Origin of the sequence: Alitabrizicola rongguiensis, assembly GCF_021491355.1 — a bacterium.
GTDB classification, from domain to species: domain Bacteria; phylum Pseudomonadota; class Alphaproteobacteria; order Rhodobacterales; family Rhodobacteraceae; genus Aliitabrizicola; species Aliitabrizicola rongguiensis.
Genome location: NZ_JAKENF010000002.1, coordinates 1,080,387 through 1,096,262, shown reverse-complemented (window position 1 = coordinate 1,096,262; position 15,876 = coordinate 1,080,387). Strand labels below are relative to the sequence as shown.

The following is a 15,876-nucleotide window of genomic DNA, read 5'->3' as shown; positions in this document are numbered from 1 at the left end:
GGGATGGGGCTCAGGTCGTTCGGATCAGGGGCAGTTGCGCCCAGACCGCGGCCTCGGCGGGGCTCGGCTCGGTTTGCAGGCGCATGGCTCGTATCGTCAGCTCACAGCTGGGCAAGGCTTCGGACAGGTCGGCGATCTGTCCGGCCGACAGGCCCTGCAAGGCAAGGGACTGCGGAACCCAAGCAACCGCAGTCCCCACTGCAGCCATTTCAAGCGCGGCGATCGTCAGCGATGTCTCGGCTTTGGGCAAGAGAACGGTCCCGGCAGCAAGCTTTGGCAGGATCCGGTCAGCCATGACACGACCGAGGAAGACATCGGCGGGATAGGCGATGATGGGAAGCTCAGCGTCCGACGCGCCATCCAGTATCCTGCCGGACAAATCGCGGCGAATGACCGGGATCAGCTGGTCAGAACCGATATCCATGGTCTCAAGATAGTCGCCCGCAAAAGCGTCTGTCTCGTCGGTCGCGCGGTAAACGATAGCCAAGTCCGCCTGACGCGACAGGAGCAGGCCAAAGCATTCGTCAAGGTTGGCCGAGCGCAAACGGACATAGATCGCATCGCCATTGTCCTGGATGCCCTGGATGATCTTGGGCGCAAGTGAAGTCGTCAGCGAATGCTGGCTCGCGATGACAATCCGGTTGGACGCGATCCTGTCGCCACGGCGCAAATCGACCAGAAGCTGGCGAAGCGCGGCCGACAACTGCTCGATCTGTGCGCTCTGCGACAGCGTCGTCGGTCGCAGGCGAACCGGCTTGCGGCTGCGGTCGAAAAGCTCGACCCCGACATGGTCCTCGATCTGCTGGATGCGGCGAGAAAAGGCAGATTGCGTAAGTCTTCGGCGTTCGGCAGCACCACTGAAAGATCCGGTCTGTGCAATCGCAAGAATATCTTCGAGCCATTCCAGCCGCACGGGGTCGCTCCGGCAATATCATGCAATTCTTGCAAGTTAATCCGAGAATTTCGAATTTGCAATCGATTGACTCTGAGCCAATAGTTTTGTTCTGCAAGTCTTGATGAGGACAGCTGAGATGCATCTCGCTCGTTTTCCGCGGGTTTTCCTGGCCCATCTGCCCACGCCTCTCGAGCGGCTCGACCGGCTCACGAAGGAACTTGGTGGACCCGAGATCTGGATAAAGCGGGACGATTGCACCGGCCTGTCCACCGGCGGCAACAAGACCCGCAAGCTGGAATTCCTGATGGCCGAGGCCCAGGTTCAGGGGGCGGATACCGTGATCACCCAAGGGGCGACGCAATCCAATCATGCGCGCCAGACCGCGGCATTCGCGGCCAAACTGGGTTTGGCCTGCCATATCCTCCTCGAAGACCGCACCGGATCGAACGATCCCAACTACAACGCCAACGGCAACGTGCTTCTGGACCATCTCCATGGGGCAACGACATCAAAGCGGGCCGGCGGTATGGACATGGCCGCCGAAATGGAGCTTGTCGCGCAGCGACTTCGCAACGAGGGGCGGAAGGTCTACATCATTCCGGGGGGCGGTTCCAATCCGACTGGGGCGCTTGGCTATGTCAATTGCGCGTTCGAACTTGTGTCGCAGGCCAATGACCGCGGCCTTGTCATCGATCATATCGTGACGGCGACGGGCAGCGCGGGTACTCAGGCCGGGCTTGTCACCGGTCTCAAGGCGATCAACGCAGGGATCCCGCTTCTGGGGATCGGGGTGCGGGCGCCGCGCGAAAAGCAGGAGGAATCCGTCTTCAATCTGGCGGTCCGCACGGCCGAGAAGCTTGGCTGCCCCTCTGTCGTGACGCGAGGCGATGTGGTGGCGGATAGCAGCTATGTCGGCGCGGGCTACGGCATCCCGCGCGACGACACTCTGGAAGCGATCCGGCTTTTCGCGCAGCTTGAAGGCATCCTTCTGGACCCTGTCTATTCCGGCAAGGGCGCGGCAGGGCTGATCGACTATATTCGAAAGGGTCGCTTCAAGAAGGGAGAGAGGGTCGTGTTCCTGCACACTGGCGGCTCGGCGGCGCTTTTCGGTTATGACGCGATCTTCTCGGAGCAACGCAAGGGATTGACGGTTTGACCCGATGAGTCTGGGCTGCCCCACCAACTGTTTGGCCCCAAGAATGGCCCGCACTCCACGAGGACTCGTGGTGCCATGCTTGGCGACGGCCTCGGGTGGGGCGCAGCTGCCATCGCTGGTCTTTGGGGCAGGGCTGCACGACAGTTCGCTCCCTGGATCGGCCAGGCAGGGGGAACGCCGATGATCAGGCGGGTGGGCATTCTGGGCGGAATGGGGCCCCAGGCGACCATTCTGGTCATGCAGAAGCTTCTTGATGCCGTGCCGGCCTCCGACGATGCAGACCATATTCCGCTGATCGTGGATCAAAATCCGCAGGTTCCTTCGCGCATCCGCCATCTTTTCGAAGGGAACGGCGAGGATCCCGGCCCGGTGCTGGCCGAAATGGCCCGTCGGCTTGCTGCGGGCGGGGCGGCGGCTCTGGCGATGCCCTGCAACACCGCCCACCATTATGCCAAGTCCATCACCTCTGCCGTGAACGTGCCGTTTCTGGACATGGTCGCGCTGTCGGTCGCACATGCTTCAGAGCGTGTCCATGCGGGGGGACGTGTGGGCATCCTTGCATCGCCCGCCGTGCGGAAGGTCGCGCTTTTCGACGCGCCTCTGGCGGCAAGACAACTCACCGCAGTCTATCCCTCGGACGAGGCCGCGATGCTCGCGGCCATCCGACGCATAAAGGCCGGCGATACGGGGCTGCAGGCGCGGGAGGTATTGAAGGCGGCATCAGAGGAACTGTTGCGCGAGGGCGCGCGTGTGCAGATGATCGCCTGCACCGAGTTCTCACTTATCGCAGACTCGGTGGCCGAAGGTGCAGAGGCATTCGATACGCTGGACATCCTGGTTGCCGCGATCCGAGACTTCGCCTTCTCGACCGGGGGAACGGAGAAACAGCCGCAGAAAAGGTTCGGCTGAAGACAAGAAGACAACCACAACAAAACAACAGAGGAGACGACCATGGCCTTCAAACTGAAACATGTCCTGCTTGGTGTCGCCGCATCTGCCCTGATGGCCGGGCAGGCCCTGGCGGAAAAGATCATCATCGGCCATTTCGGCAACCCCACGCCCATGCAGTTGCTGTCGACCTCCGACGCGCTGGCAAAGGAAACCGGCTGGGAGATCGAATGGCGGAAATTCGATGCCGGCACGGATGTCATCGCCGCCATGGCCTCGGGCGATGTCGTGCTGTCCGAACTTGGCTCGTCCCCGGTCGCAATTGGCACAAGCTCCGGGCTGGATATCCAGCTCATCGCTTATTCCGATGTGATCGGCAAAGCGGAGTCGCTGATTGCCCATAACGGTTCTGGCATCAAGACCATCGCCGACCTCAAGGGCAAGCGGGTCGCCGTGCCGATCGGCTCGACAGCGCATTATTCGCTGATGGGGGCTCTCCAGCACGAAGGCCTGACCGAGGCTGATGTCACGATCGTTGGAATGCCGCCCGATCAGATCGCGGCCTCCTGGGAACAGGGTGTGATCGATGCAGCCTGGATCTGGCAGCCGGTCCAGTCAGAGATCCTGAAAACGGGTGAGTTGATCGTCGGCGCTGACCAGACGGCGGAATGGGGTTTCCCGACCTATGATGGCTGGGTCGTGAACCGCGAATTCGCCGAAGCCAACAAGGACAAGATCGTGGCTTTCCTCAAGGAGATCGACCGCGTCAATGGCATGTATCTTGCCAACCCTGCGGCGTGGACGCCGGACAGCGCCGAAGTCAAGGCACTGGCCGCCGCCACGGGCGCCGATCCGGCTCAGGTTCCGGGCATCCTGGAAGGCTTCACCTTCCTGCCGATGGCGACACAGGTCAGCGACACCTGGCTTGGCGGTGCCGCTCCGAAGATCAAGGTGACGGCCGAATTCCTGAAATCCGCCGGCAGGATCGATACGACCATTGACGACTACTCGGCCTTTGTGAACCCGAGCTACGCCCAGGCCGCCGCGCAATAACACGATTGACACTTGCCCGGGCCGGAGCAGGCCCGGGCCGCGCGGGCGCTCGCAGCAGGAGAGCAATTTGGGCCTCAAGATCGACTCCGTTTCTGTCGTTTACCCGGCTGCTGACGGCCGGCCCCCTGTGGCCGCGCTCAGCGAAATCAAGCTGGATATCGACGAAGGCGAATTCGTCGTTGCTCTGGGTGCCTCTGGCTGTGGGAAATCGACTCTGCTGAACCTGATCGCGGGATTTCTCGCGCCGACTTCGGGACGGCTCACACTCGATGGCAAGCTCGTCTCAGGCCCCGGCGCGGATCGGGCCGTGGTCTTTCAAAAACACGCGCTGCTCCCCTGGCTGAACGTGCTCGACAACGTCGCCTTCGGTTTGAAGATCCAGGGGGTTCCGAAACGCGAGCGCTATGAGACGGCCAATGGTTTCATCGGCCTGCTCGGGCTGGAGGGGTTCCAGACCTCTCCTGTCTACAAGCTTTCCGGCGGGATGCAGCAGCGGGTCGGCATCGCTCGGGCCCTGACCTGCGATCCAAAGATCCTGCTGATGGATGAACCCCTGGGTGCCCTCGACGCGCTGACGCGCGAGAAGGCGCAGGAACTGATCCTCAAGATCTGGGGTGAAACCGGAAAGTCGGTCTTCTTCATTACGCACAGTGTCGAAGAGGCCCTGTTCATGGGCACCAAGCTGATCGTCATGTCGCCTCGACCGGGGCGCATCACCCATGTCTTCGATCTGCCGTTCTCGCGGCGCTTTCAGGCTGCCGTCCCCGCCCGACAAGTCAAAGCTTCGCCCGAGTTCATCGATCTGCGCGAGAAGGTCCTGAAGATCATCTTCGCCGACGAGGAGGCTGAGGAATGAGTTCCGCACCTGACCCGAAACCAGAGCAGACGCCGGGGATCATTACCCGACTGTCCCGCGCACGACCGACCCAGCCGGGCGAGATCTATGGTGTCCCGGGGCAGGGAAATACCTTCTGGCTGTCGGTTGCATCCATCGCAGTGCTTCTGTTCGTCTGGTGGCTGGTGACCGCCCTCGGCTGGGTCAAACCGCTTTTCGTCCCGTCGCCCGTCGACGTGGTCCGCAAGTTCATTTCCATCTGGCAGAATGGCTTCACCAATACCTCCTTCATGGACCATCTGCTGATCTCGACCTTCCGGGTCTTCGGCGCCTTCATTCTTGCCTGTCTCATTGGCCTGCCCCTGGGGCTGGCCATGGGGATGAGCCCGCTGATGCGCGGCATCCTCGATCCGCCCATCGAGTTCTATCGACCGATCCCGCCCCTGGCCTATCTGCCACTCATGATCATCTGGTTCGGCATCGGCGAGATGTCGAAGGTCCTTCTGATCTTCCTGTCGATCTTTGCACCGATCGTCCTGGGGGCAAGGTCGGGCGTAAAGTCGGCGGCGATCGAACAGATCCATGCGGCCTATTCCTTCGGCGCGACGCGCTGGCAGGTGATGCGCCATGTGATCATGCCAGCGGCCCTGCCCGAGATCTTGACCGCGATGCGCATTGGGATCGGCTTTGGCTGGACGACGCTGGTGGCCGCCGAAATGGTCGCCTCGACCAAGGGCCTCGGCTACATGGTGCTCTCTGCCAGCCAGTTTCTGCAAACGCCCGTCGTCATCATGGGGATCTTTGTGATCGCCATTATCGCATTCGGTTTCGACCTGCTCATGCGCTTTCTCGAACGCCGCCTTGTCCCCTGGAAGGGTCGGATGTGACCCGAAAGACAAACCAATGATTTACCTGAAGAAAGCCTACCGAACCGCCGAGACGGACCAGCAGGATGTGCGCGCTGCCGTTGCCGCGATACTGCAGGGGATAGCTGACGGCGGCGAAGAGGCGGCCCGGGCCTATGCCCGCGATCTGGACAAGTGGACAGGTGAGATCGTCGTTTCGGAAGCGGCGCGCAAGGCGGCGGCTGATGCTGTTCCCGAAAGGCTGAAGGAGGACATCCGGTTCTCCCACGCCAATATCCGCCGCTTTGCCGAGGCCCAACGCGCCACGATTTCCGATTGTGTGGTCGAGATCCTGCCGGGGCTGACAGCCGGGCAAAGGCAGATCCCGGTTTCGGCGGCGGGCTGCTATGTGCCGGGCGGGCGCTATAGCCACGTTGCCAGTGCCATCATGACCATCACCACGGCCAAGGTGGCCGGCGTTCCGCACATCACCGCCTGCTCTCCGCCCCGACCCGACGTCGGGATCCCCCCGGCGATCCTCTTTGCCATGGATCTTTGCGGCGCGGATGTGATCCTGAACATGGGCGGCGTTCAGGGTGTTGCGGCAATGGCGAATGGGCTTTTCGGTTTGCCGAAGGCAGACATCCTGGTGGGGCCCGGCAACCAGTATGTCGCAGAGGCGAAGCGGGTGCTCTTTGGCCAGGTCGGTATCGACATGTTCGCTGGACCGACCGACAGCATGGTCGTCGCCGATGCCAGCGCGGATGCCGAGATGGTGGCCTTCGACCTGGTCGGGCAGGCAGAGCATGGCCATAACTCGCCGGTCTGGCTGGTCACCTCGGATGCGGCGCTCGCGCAAAAGGTCCTCGACCTCGTCCCGCGACTGATCGACACCTTGCCCCCCGTGAACCGCGATAGCGCACGGGCCGCCTGGGATGGCATGGCCGAGGTCATTCTTTGTGATGGACCCGAGGAGATGGCGGAAGTGGCCGACCGCTATGCGCCCGAGCACCTGCATGTCCAGGCCAGAGACCTGGAATGGTGGCTGCAGCGGCTGAAGGCCTATGGTTCGCTGTTCCTGGGAGAGGAAACCACGGTCGCCTTCGGGGACAAGACTTCCGGGCCGAACCATGTGCTGCCGACCTCGGGTGCCGCGCGCTATACTGGGGGGCTCTCAGTCCACAAGTTCATGAAGACGGTGACCTGGCAGCGGGCCACGCGAGCTGCGACCCGGCCCCTTGCCGAGGCCACGGCGCGGATTTCCCGCCTGGAAGGGATGGAAGGGCATGCTCGGTCTGCAGACATCCGTCTGGCCAAGTTCTTCCCCGGCGAGAAATTCGACCTCATACCCGACATCACCGCTTCCTGATCGGGATGTCCGCCGCCAGTCGCCGGTAGCTGTCGTGCCGCGTCGATTGCCGATGGGGCACGCTTAAGTCAGGTTGTCACCTGTGACCGGCCGCCAGTCCTGGGCGGCTGCAACCAGGCGAGCAGCTTTTGCAGGCCTGTTTTCCGGCTGCGTCCGCGGGGGTAGACTAGGCTGTAGGGATGGCCGAGGGGCATCGCCAGCGAAGACAGCGCAACCAGCCGCCCGTTCCTGAGATCCTCTTCAGCCAGCATGCGCTGGCCAAGGGCGACACCCAAACCTTCGCAAGCGAAATCGAGCGCAAGTCCGGACATGCCGACGACGAACCCCTTCGATCGTCCGGGCCGGACCAATCCATAGCGGCCGAACCATGCCTCCCAGGAGGGGAGGGAGCCGAAACCTGGCCCCCAATCGGTGTGAATCAGGTCCTCGTCCGGAACACCCTCGAGGCCCGGGCCCATGGCCGCAGGGTTGCGCGCAAGGTAGCCAGGGCTGCAAACTGGTAGAACCTCGTCCCGGCGCAGTTCGATGCGCGTCAGTTCTGGATAAAGGTCGGTGCCGTAGCAGATCCGCAGGTCGATCTCGCCCTTGTCGAAATCCACCGGATCTTCCTCGACGCGGAGCGCGAAACGGATCTGCGGTTCTGTCTGGACAAAGGTGGAGAGCTGCGGCGCAAGCCAGCGTCTGGCAACCGAGGGGAGCACGCTGATGACCAGCCGCGATCGGGTCGTACCGGTCAGTGTCTGCTCGGTGACAGTCGAGATCGCCTGCAAAGCCTCGGTCGTCCCGGCAAAGATCGCATGGCCGGCATCGGTCAGCACTACGCGGTTGTTGTGCCGTGCGAACAGGCGTTTGTCGAAGAACATCTCGAGGTTTCGCACCTGCTGGCTGATCGCAGCAGGCGATACGCCAATCTCGCGGGCGGCGCCGACATAGCTGCCTGTCCGGGCCGCCGCCTCGAAGGCGCGCAGGGCATTGAGAGGGGGAAGGCGGGTGGACATCTCTGGCTTAGATTTTCTAAGCCAACTTAACATTTTGCCCGCTTGTGAAAAGAAGAATCTGAGCCACCTTGATTTCAGAAACCAACCTGAGAGGCCCAGATGCGTGAAATACTCGATCTTGACCGGTTCCCGCTCGACCAACCCGGTTCGCCCGCCTGGAACGACCTCGTGGCCCGTTGCCGGGCCGACCTCGCCAAGGAAGGCATGTTCAACCTCGAGGGCTTCGTGAAGCCCGAGGCTGTGGCGCGGGCCATGACCCAGATCGAACCTGTCATGGAAACGCTGTCCTTCGTCCACAAGCGCGCTCACAACGTCTATTTTCGCGACGAAGTACCTGGCATTTCCGAAGGGCACCCGGCGCTGAACAAGGTCAATACGATCAATCATACGGTTTGCGGCGACCAGATCGCTGAAAGCGTGCCGGCGTGGATCTATGAATGGCCCCAGTTCGCCGTGTTTCTGGCTGCCACGATGGAAAAGGCCACGCTTTTCACCATGCGCGACCCGCTCGCCCGGCTGAACGTCATGCGCTACGGCGACGGCGAGGCATTGAACTGGCACTTCGACCGTTCTGAATTTACCACGACCCTGCTGCTGCAGGCGCCGAGCGGCGGCGGAGACTTTCAGTATCGCTCGAACCTGCGCACGGACACCGATCCCAACTATGATGGTGTTGCAGCCACGCTCGAGGGCCGAGACCCCGAAACGAAGACCCTCCACCTGACCGCGGGCACATTGAACGTCTTCAAGGGCAAGAACACTCTCCACAGGGTCACGACCTGCAAGGGCCCCCGGTCCCGCTACATTGCCGTCTTCTCGTATTACGAACGTCCGGGCGTGATGTTCAGCAAGCAGGAGCAGATCGGATTTTATGGCCGCGCGGCCTGATCGGAGACACCATGGGACAGGACAAGTTCAAGAAACTTGCTCAGGCGCTGAAGCAGAGCGAAGTGCTCGATTACGATCAGGCCTGGTCGATGCCGCGCAGCTACTACATCGACGAAGATATCGCGGCACTTGAACGAGAACGTCTGTTCGGTCGCGAATGGCTGTGCTTCGGCCGTTCGGAAGAGGTTGCCAAGACTGGGGACTACATGGCTTTCCAGTTGTGCGACGAACCGCTTGTAGCCGTTCGTGGCGAAAATGGGATGCTAAGGGTCTTTTCCAATGTCTGTCGCCACCGTGGCGCGCTGCTTGCCCAAGGCAGCGGGAACCGGTCTCGACTTGTCTGCCCCTACCATCAGTGGTCCTACGATTTCGAGGGCGGCCTTGCCGGCGCACCCCGGATGGAGTCCCACAAGAGTTTCGACCGCAAATCCTGCCGCCTGCCAGAGTTTCCGGTCGAGGAATGGCACGGCTTTCTCTTCACGAATCTTGGCCGCAATCCCGAACCGCTGACCCCGCGGCTAGAGGGTCTGAGCGCGCTGATCCGCAACTATCACATGGAGGAGATGAAGCTACGCTACGTCGCCGATGAGATCTGGCACACCAACTGGAAGTGCCTGATCGAGAACTTCATGGAAGGCTATCACCTGACGCCGCTGCACAAGACCACGCTGCATCCGGTCAACCCGACGCGGCTTTGTTCGCATTTTCCGGCGGGGGATGCCTATTTCGGATACAATGCCGGCTATTCTCCTGATCTTCCGCGTTCCAACAAGGGGCACCCCGATCTGACCGAGGCCGAAGTGGACAACTGCGTGATGTTCGCGATCCCGCCCGGGCTCGTTTCAGGCTGCGGCGGTGATTACAGCTCGTTCATCTGCGTCCAGCCGGAAGCGATCGACCGTGTCAAGGCGCGGCTCGGCCTGATCTTCTATGGCGACGGCTGGACCGACGACGCCGTTGCCCATGCAGTGACGCTGTTCAACGACACCATGGCGGAGGACAAGGATGTGCTTGTCGGGCTGATGGCGGGGATGGCTTCGGCCCATCACAGCGCCGGGCCGCTGGCCCCAGCCGATTTCGAAGGGCCGGTGCTCGATTTCTACCGCTATTACAGCCGCCGGATGCAGCAGGCGCTCAGTGGCGCGTGAACTTTGCGCCGCCGGCTCACGTCGCGATTGACCGCGAGGCGGAATTGGCGGCGGAATGTCAGAAAGCGACGGTACAGGAAACGCGGAACGACACCCAGGCAAAGACCAAGGGAAACCAACAGGAGAGATCAATGGCTAAGGATCGTCGGCTTATCGACCGGCTGCGCCGGGGGCGGAGCGAGATTGAGAACCACCTGATCGACGGGCTTGTCGATGGACGGATCAGCCGACGCGACTTCATGCGCCACGGTTCTGTCCTTGGCCTCTCGCTGCCGCTTCTTTCGGCAACCACAGGTGCCGCTGGTTTCGAGCTTCTCTTGCCCTCGCCCGCCCGGGCGGCGACCGGAGGCACGATCCGCGTCGGGCAGATCGTGCCGGCGGGCGCCATCGACCCGGTGAAGATTGCCGATGGCGGAGGTATCACTGTCCTGTCTCAAGTGGCCGAGAACCTTGTTCTTTCGGCCCCTGACCTGACCGCCCAACCCCTGCTTGCGCTCAGCTGGTCCCCGAATGCCGATGGCTCTGTCTGGACATTCAAGCTGCGTCAGGGTGTCAAGTTCCACAGCGGCAAGGAAATGACCGCCGATGACGTCGTTGCAACGTTCGATCGGCTGACCGACCCCGAGAATGGCTCGAACTCGCTGTCGGCCTTCACCGGGGTTCTGTCCAAGGGCGGTACGCGCAAGGTCGATGACTACACGGTCGAATTCCACCTGGATGCGCCCAACGGCGGTTTCCCCTATGTGGTTTCGACCGACAACTACAACGCGGTCATTCTGCCGGCGGACTATGCCGGTGACTTCGAGAAGGACATGAACGGCACCGGGCCGTTCAAGATGGTCAAATACGTGCCCAAGCAGGGTGCTAGCTTTGAGAGGAACCCCGACTACTGGGGCGGTGCTCCAAATCTCGACCGCGTCGAGATCACCTTCTACGAGGACTACCAGCCTCAGATCCTGGCCATGCTCGGCGGTCAGCTTGACGTGATCGAGCAGATCCCGGTGCTTCAGGGCGCGGCGCTGCTGAGCAACCCGGATGTCACGATCATCAGCACCCCGTCGTCGGCCCATCAGGAAGTGCACATGCGCACCGACATGGCGCCGTTTACTGACAAGCGTGTGCGCCAGGCCGTGGCGCTGACGCTCGACCGGCCGAAGCTGGTCGAGGGACTGATGCGGGGCAAGGCTCAGATCGGCAATGACAGCCCGTTCATGCCAGCCTTTCCGTCGACCGATACCAGCGTCGCCCAGAGGCAGATCGACCTCGCTCAGGCCAAACAACTCTTGGAAGCCGCCGGGATGGCGGACGGTTTCGAGGTGGAGCTGACCACAGAAAAGTACCTCGAAATCCCGCAATACGCTCAGGTGATCCAGAATGCTGTGCAGGCCATCGGCGGCAACATCAAGCTGAACATCATGGATCAGGGGGCCTATTACGGCGATGCTGTGCCCGGCAACTCGCCCTGGCTCGACTCGACGATGGGCATTACCGACTACGGTCACCGTGGAGTGCCCAACGTCTTCCTGCAGGCACCTCTGCTCAGCACCGGGACCTGGAACTCGGCACATTTCAACAACAAGGAGTATGACGGGCTCGTCACGAGCTTCGTCGCCTCACTCGATCTCGAGTCGCAAAAGGACACGGCCGGCAAGATCCAGCGGCTGCTGCTGGACGAAACGCCGATCATCTACGGCTACTTCTACGATTTCCTGACAGCCACCAGGAAGGGCGTCACTGGTGTTGAGCCGACGGCGATGAGTCACCTGTTCCTGCAAAGGGCCAGCGTCTGATCAAGACACAGCCTTTGGCAGGCCCCGGCGCTATGCCGGGGTCTGCCGGCGCCAGGGGGATCGGGCGGAGAGATGCGGGCGAGCAGGTGATGATGGTGGCAGAAGGCTGGGCTTACAGCCAATTGGCGAGCGGGGGACAGGCCGATCGCTAGATACCTGATGAAGCGGCTGTTGCTTTCGGTTGCAACGCTCTGGTTGCTGAGCGTGCTGATCTTCGCAGGTGCGCGGATGCTGCCGGGAAATGTCGGCCGCGCGATGCTCGGTCCCTTTGCAGATGCCCGGGCGGTCGAGCAGTTGAACCACGAGCTTGGCACGGATCGGCCGTTGCTGGAGCAATATGCAACCTGGATCGGTGGCTTCGTGACCGGCGATCTGGGTGAATCCTATGCCTATCGGGCCCCCGTCGCGCCGTTCCTTTGGACAGCGCTGCTCAACTCGGCCAAGCTGGCGCTGGTCGCATTTCTCATGGTGGTTCCACTCGGCCTGCTGGGCGGAACGATTGCCGCGTTGTATCGCGACCGAGCCGCGGACCGGATTCTTTCGGCGCTTGGTCTGGCAGCGACGATTGTGCCGGAATTCGTATCCGGGATCATCCTGATCCTGATCTTCGGCGTCTGGTTGCGCTGGTTCCCCATCTCGGCCACCGCACCGGAGGGTGCCGGGCTTCTGACCCAAGTGTATCACCTGATCCTGCCGGCCATCCCGCTTGTTCTGGTGCTGTTCGGCTACATCGCCCGGATGGCGCGCGCCGGCATGATCGAGGCGCTCGACGCCGACTATACACGCACCGCTGTTCTGAAGGGTCTCAGCTATCCCCGCGTGATCTGGCGCCACGTGTTGCGCAACGCGCTTCTGCCCACCATCAGCGTCATCGCCACCCAGACCGTCTACCTGATCGGCGGTCTGGTGGTGATCGAGATCCTGTTCCAGTATCAGGGAATAGGCAGCCTGATCTATACCGCCGCCAACAAGAAGGATTTCCCCATGCTCCAGGCGGGAATCCTGTCCATCGGCATCCTCTTCACGGCAACGACGCTGATCGCTGATCTGCTCTATGCCCTGCTGGATCCTCGCATCCGCCACGGAGGTGACGAATGACCGCGACAGCGGCCCCCGAGCAGGATCGCACGACACAAAAGTCCGCGCCCCGCAGTCTGGCCAGCCGTCTCGTACGGCGACCCTCTTTCGTGATCGGCGCAGCGATCACGCTTTTCTGGATCGGCTGCGCCATCTTCGGTGCGGCGCTCGTGCCCTATGACCCCTTCGAGACCGACGTGATGAACACGCTGATGCCGCCCTCGGCCGCGCACTGGTTTGGCACGGACGACCTAGGTCGGGATATCTTTTCGCGCGTGATCGTGGGCGCGCGCGACATCCTTACGGTCGCGCCGCTTGCCACGCTCCTGAGCACAGCCCTGGGGACGGCGCTTGGTCTGGCGATGGGATATTTCGGCGGGGTCTTCGACGAGGTGATGAGCCGGCTCGTCGACGCGATCCTTGCCCTGCCGACCGTGGTCGTGGCGCTTCTTGCACTCACCGCGCTTGGTGCCTCGACCACCACCGTCTTGTTCGTGATCGGCTTCACCTATGTGCCCATTATCGGCCGCACTGTGCGGGCAGCGGTTCTGAGCGAGCGCGGCCTCGATTATGTCTCGGCGGCGGAACTGCGGCGCGAAAACCCGCTCTATACCATGTTCGTCGAGATTTTGCCGAACGTCATGCCGGCGATCCTGGTCGAGGCGACGGTCCGGCTTGGCTATGCCATCTTTACCGTGGCGACGCTCAGCTTCATCGGCTTTGGCATTCAGCCTCCTTCCCCCGACTGGGGACTTTCGATCGCGTCGAGCTATGGGCTGATCGGCGGTGGTTACTGGTGGACAGTCCTGTTCGATGGCCTTGCGATTGCTACGCTTGTCATCGGCGTGAACCTGGTCGCGGACAGTGTGCAGGGGGCCCTCAATGACTGAGACCTCCTCGCTCAGGATCGAGGGACTGTCGGTCGGCTACAGTGTCAAGGGCCAGATGCAGCGCATCCTTGACAATGTCAGCATCGAGATCGGTCGGGGAGAGGCTTACGGGCTGGTTGGGGAATCCGGCTGCGGCAAGTCGACAACCGCCTTTGCTGCATTGCGCTATCTGCCGCGCAACGGTCAGGTCGAGTCAGGCCGGATACTGATCGACGGGCACGACGTCTATGCGCTTGATACCGCACAGCTTCAGGATCTGCGGCGTCGCTCGGTCGCGATGGTCTACCAGGACCCGGGGAGGGCGCTGAACCCGTCGATCCGTACTGGCCGTCAGCTGGCCGAGGTCTTCGAACTGCTTGGCGAGCAGCGTGCGGACTGGCAACGCCGCAGCGTCGAAATGCTGGAGAGGGTGCGGATCCGCGATCCGCTTTCGGTCATGGCGCGGTTTCCCCATCAACTATCGGGGGGGATGCAGCAGCGGGTCTGCATTGCCATGGCGCTGGCGAGCAACCCATCCTTGCTGATCCTTGACGAACCCACGACCGGCCTCGACGCGACGGTCGAGGCAGAGGTGCTCGACCTGATCCGGCAGCTTCGCCACGATCTGAAGACCTCGATCCTGTTCATCAGCCACAACCTCGCCGTCGTGGCGCAGATGTGCGATCGCGTCGGGGTTCTTTATGCGGGTCAGCTGGTCGAAGAGGGCTCCACTGCCGAACTGTTCCGTGCGCCTCGGCATCCCTATACGGCGGAGTTGCTGCGGTGCCTGCCCGACCGCAACCGCAGCAAGGCCGATGCGCCGCTCTCAACGATTCCGGGCTTCCTGCCGCTGCCCGGCAGCATCACCCAAGGGTGCATCTTCGCGGAGCGCTGCCGGCTTGCTGATCCCCTCTGCCGCGCGGTGATCCCCGAGGCGAAGTGGTCGGGTGACGGGATGTCGCGATGTCACCACGAAGATCGTATCGGAGAGTTGCGGGCCACCGGCACTGGTCTGCCGTCAGCCAGCCGCGAGCCCGGTCTGGGCGAGCCGGTTCTGGAACTGCACCAGGTCAGCAAGACCTTCGGGCAAAGCGCCCACCACATTCGCGCTGTCAGCGAGGTCGACTTGACCCTGCGCGAGGGCGAGACCCTGGGCCTGGTTGGTGAATCCGGCAGCGGCAAGACCACGCTGGCCCACGCTATTCTTGGCCTTACTCGACCCGATCCCGAAAGCACGATCCTTCTGGATGGCAAGACGCTCGGCGCCCGCTTGGCGGACCGATCACTCGATCAGGTCAAGGCGATGCAAATCGTGTTTCAGAACCCGGATTCGGCGCTGAACCGGTCGCATACGGTTCGGCGCATGATCGGGCGCACGATCTCGCGCTTGCTGAACCTGTCGCCGGAGGAGCGGACGCGGCGGATCGAAGACTTGACGCGAGCGGTCAGGCTGACCCCGCGCCACCTGTCCGCGCGGCCACGGCAATTGTCAGGAGGCCTGAAGCAGCGGGTCGCGATCGCCCGTGCCTTTGCCGGCGAGCCGCGCGTTGTGATCTGCGACGAGCCGACTTCGGCGCTGGATGTTTCCGTGCAGGCGGCGATCCTCAACCTGCTGGTGGAACTGCAGAGCAGCGAGCGGGTCAGCTACATCTTCATTTCTCACGACCTTGGCGTAGTGCGCTACATCTCGGATCGCATCGCGGTTCTCTATCTTGGCAGGTTGTTGGAAGTCGGTCCGGCAAAGGCGGTGTTCGAGGGCCCCCACCACCCTTATACCGAAGCTCTGCTTTCGTCGGTCCCCTCTATCGAGGACCGGCCCGCGCATCGTGTGAGGCTCAGCGGCGAGATTCCCAGTGCGACTGGCCCGATGACTGGCTGCATCTTTCACTCTCGCTGCCCACGGAAGATCGGCGCAATCTGTGAAACTCAGGAACCGCCCCGGCTGCAGTTGGGCCCAGACCACGTCATCGACTGCCATCTGCCGCAGGACCGGCTGGGCCGCAACTGATCGTCTCGTGCCATGGCGTGGCCGGTTCAGCGAGGCCGCATCCGGCACTTTGCACCA

14 protein-coding genes are annotated in these 15,876 nt (G+C 62.3%); 12 read left to right on the top strand and 2 right to left on the bottom strand.

What is annotated here, in order from left to right; translation table 11 throughout:
* Positions 1 to 10 precede the first annotated feature (10 nt).
* Positions 11 to 913: a LysR family transcriptional regulator gene (locus L0V05_RS11165; protein ID WP_234870438.1), complete on the bottom strand. Its 903-nt coding sequence runs from the start codon at positions 911 to 913 to the stop codon at positions 11 to 13.
* 118 nt (positions 914 to 1,031) lie between these two features.
* Here L0V05_RS11165 and cuyA point away from each other — a divergent pair, with 118 nt between their 5' ends.
* The 6 genes from cuyA to hisD all read left to right on the top strand — a co-directional run bounded on the left by cuyA (position 1,032) and on the right by hisD (position 7,041).
* Positions 1,032 to 2,051, top strand: a complete 1,020-nt coding sequence (cuyA, locus tag L0V05_RS11160) for a D-cysteate sulfo-lyase (RefSeq protein WP_234870607.1) — start codon at positions 1,032 to 1,034, stop codon at positions 2,049 to 2,051.
* 180 nt (positions 2,052 to 2,231) lie between these two features.
* Positions 2,232 to 2,960, top strand: a complete 729-nt coding sequence (cuyB, locus tag L0V05_RS11155; protein WP_234870437.1) for a cysteate racemase — start codon at positions 2,232 to 2,234, stop codon at positions 2,958 to 2,960.
* Between the two features lie 42 nt (positions 2,961 to 3,002).
* Positions 3,003 to 3,992 (top strand): taurine ABC transporter substrate-binding protein, encoded by a 990-nt coding sequence (locus L0V05_RS11150; RefSeq protein WP_234870435.1) that lies wholly within the window; start codon positions 3,003 to 3,005, stop codon positions 3,990 to 3,992.
* Positions 3,993 to 4,059: 67 nt separating this feature from the next.
* Complete coding sequence (locus tag L0V05_RS11145) at positions 4,060 to 4,848, top strand: taurine ABC transporter ATP-binding protein (RefSeq protein ID WP_234870433.1); 789 nt, start codon at positions 4,060 to 4,062, stop codon at positions 4,846 to 4,848.
* Positions 4,845 to 5,714, top strand: a complete 870-nt coding sequence (locus L0V05_RS11140) for an ABC transporter permease subunit (RefSeq protein ID WP_234870431.1) — start codon at positions 4,845 to 4,847, stop codon at positions 5,712 to 5,714. Before L0V05_RS11145 ends, L0V05_RS11140 begins: the two co-directional genes overlap by 4 nt.
* A gap of 16 nt (positions 5,715 to 5,730) precedes the next feature.
* Complete coding sequence (gene hisD / locus L0V05_RS11135; RefSeq protein WP_234870429.1) at positions 5,731 to 7,041, top strand: histidinol dehydrogenase; 1,311 nt, start codon at positions 5,731 to 5,733, stop codon at positions 7,039 to 7,041.
* A gap of 68 nt (positions 7,042 to 7,109) precedes the next feature.
* On the opposite strand, the gene L0V05_RS11130 is transcribed toward hisD, so the two are convergent.
* Positions 7,110 to 8,039: a LysR substrate-binding domain-containing protein gene (locus L0V05_RS11130; RefSeq protein WP_234870427.1), complete on the bottom strand. Its 930-nt coding sequence runs from the start codon at positions 8,037 to 8,039 to the stop codon at positions 7,110 to 7,112.
* Between the two features lie 99 nt (positions 8,040 to 8,138).
* On the opposite strand from L0V05_RS11130, the gene L0V05_RS11125 reads away from it, so the two are divergent.
* The 6 genes from L0V05_RS11125 to L0V05_RS11100 all read left to right on the top strand — a co-directional run bounded on the left by L0V05_RS11125 (position 8,139) and on the right by L0V05_RS11100 (position 15,819).
* Positions 8,139 to 8,927, top strand: coding sequence for a HalD/BesD family halogenase (locus tag L0V05_RS11125; RefSeq protein WP_234870425.1), 789 nt, complete (start codon positions 8,139 to 8,141; stop codon positions 8,925 to 8,927).
* A gap of 11 nt (positions 8,928 to 8,938) precedes the next feature.
* Positions 8,939 to 10,075, top strand: a complete 1,137-nt coding sequence (locus L0V05_RS11120) for an aromatic ring-hydroxylating oxygenase subunit alpha (protein ID WP_234870423.1) — start codon at positions 8,939 to 8,941, stop codon at positions 10,073 to 10,075.
* Positions 10,076 to 10,206: 131 nt separating this feature from the next.
* A complete protein-coding gene (locus L0V05_RS11115; RefSeq protein WP_234870421.1) occupies positions 10,207 to 11,865 on the top strand; it encodes an ABC transporter substrate-binding protein in 1,659 nt (552 codons plus the stop codon).
* A gap of 159 nt (positions 11,866 to 12,024) precedes the next feature.
* Positions 12,025 to 12,963, top strand: a complete 939-nt coding sequence (locus tag L0V05_RS11110; protein ID WP_234870419.1) for an ABC transporter permease — start codon at positions 12,025 to 12,027, stop codon at positions 12,961 to 12,963.
* Positions 12,960 to 13,832 (top strand): ABC transporter permease, encoded by an 873-nt coding sequence (locus L0V05_RS11105; RefSeq protein WP_234870418.1) that lies wholly within the window; start codon positions 12,960 to 12,962, stop codon positions 13,830 to 13,832. The genes L0V05_RS11110 and L0V05_RS11105 overlap by 4 nt, the downstream gene beginning before the upstream one ends.
* On the top strand, positions 13,825 to 15,819 hold the full coding sequence (locus L0V05_RS11100) for a dipeptide ABC transporter ATP-binding protein (protein WP_234870416.1): 1,995 nt from the start codon (positions 13,825 to 13,827) through the stop codon (positions 15,817 to 15,819). The genes L0V05_RS11105 and L0V05_RS11100 overlap by 8 nt, the downstream gene beginning before the upstream one ends.
* Positions 15,820 to 15,876: the final 57 nt, after the last annotated feature.

Excerpts from the sequence above, each read along its gene's own strand:
- cuyA (WP_234870607.1), top strand. The coding sequence starts at position 1,032 with ATGCATCTCGCTCGTTTTCCGCGGGTTTTCCTGGCCCATCTGCCCACG.
- cuyB (WP_234870437.1), top strand. The coding sequence starts at position 2,232 with ATGATCAGGCGGGTGGGCATTCTGGGCGGAATGGGGCCCCAGGCGACC.
- L0V05_RS11150 (WP_234870435.1), top strand. The coding sequence starts at position 3,003 with ATGGCCTTCAAACTGAAACATGTCCTGCTTGGTGTCGCCGCATCTGCC.
- L0V05_RS11140 (WP_234870431.1), top strand. The coding sequence starts at position 4,845 with ATGAGTTCCGCACCTGACCCGAAACCAGAGCAGACGCCGGGGATCATT.
- hisD (WP_234870429.1), top strand. The coding sequence starts at position 5,731 with ATGATTTACCTGAAGAAAGCCTACCGAACCGCCGAGACGGACCAGCAG.
- L0V05_RS11130 (WP_234870427.1), bottom strand. The coding sequence starts at position 8,039 with ATGTCCACCCGCCTTCCCCCTCTCAATGCCCTGCGCGCCTTCGAGGCG.
- L0V05_RS11125 (WP_234870425.1), top strand. The coding sequence starts at position 8,139 with ATGCGTGAAATACTCGATCTTGACCGGTTCCCGCTCGACCAACCCGGT.
- L0V05_RS11120 (WP_234870423.1), top strand. The coding sequence starts at position 8,939 with ATGGGACAGGACAAGTTCAAGAAACTTGCTCAGGCGCTGAAGCAGAGC.
- L0V05_RS11115 (WP_234870421.1), top strand. The coding sequence starts at position 10,207 with ATGGCTAAGGATCGTCGGCTTATCGACCGGCTGCGCCGGGGGCGGAGC.
- L0V05_RS11110 (WP_234870419.1), top strand. The coding sequence starts at position 12,025 with ATGAAGCGGCTGTTGCTTTCGGTTGCAACGCTCTGGTTGCTGAGCGTG.
- L0V05_RS11105 (WP_234870418.1), top strand. The coding sequence starts at position 12,960 with ATGACCGCGACAGCGGCCCCCGAGCAGGATCGCACGACACAAAAGTCC.
- L0V05_RS11100 (WP_234870416.1), top strand. The coding sequence starts at position 13,825 with ATGACTGAGACCTCCTCGCTCAGGATCGAGGGACTGTCGGTCGGCTAC.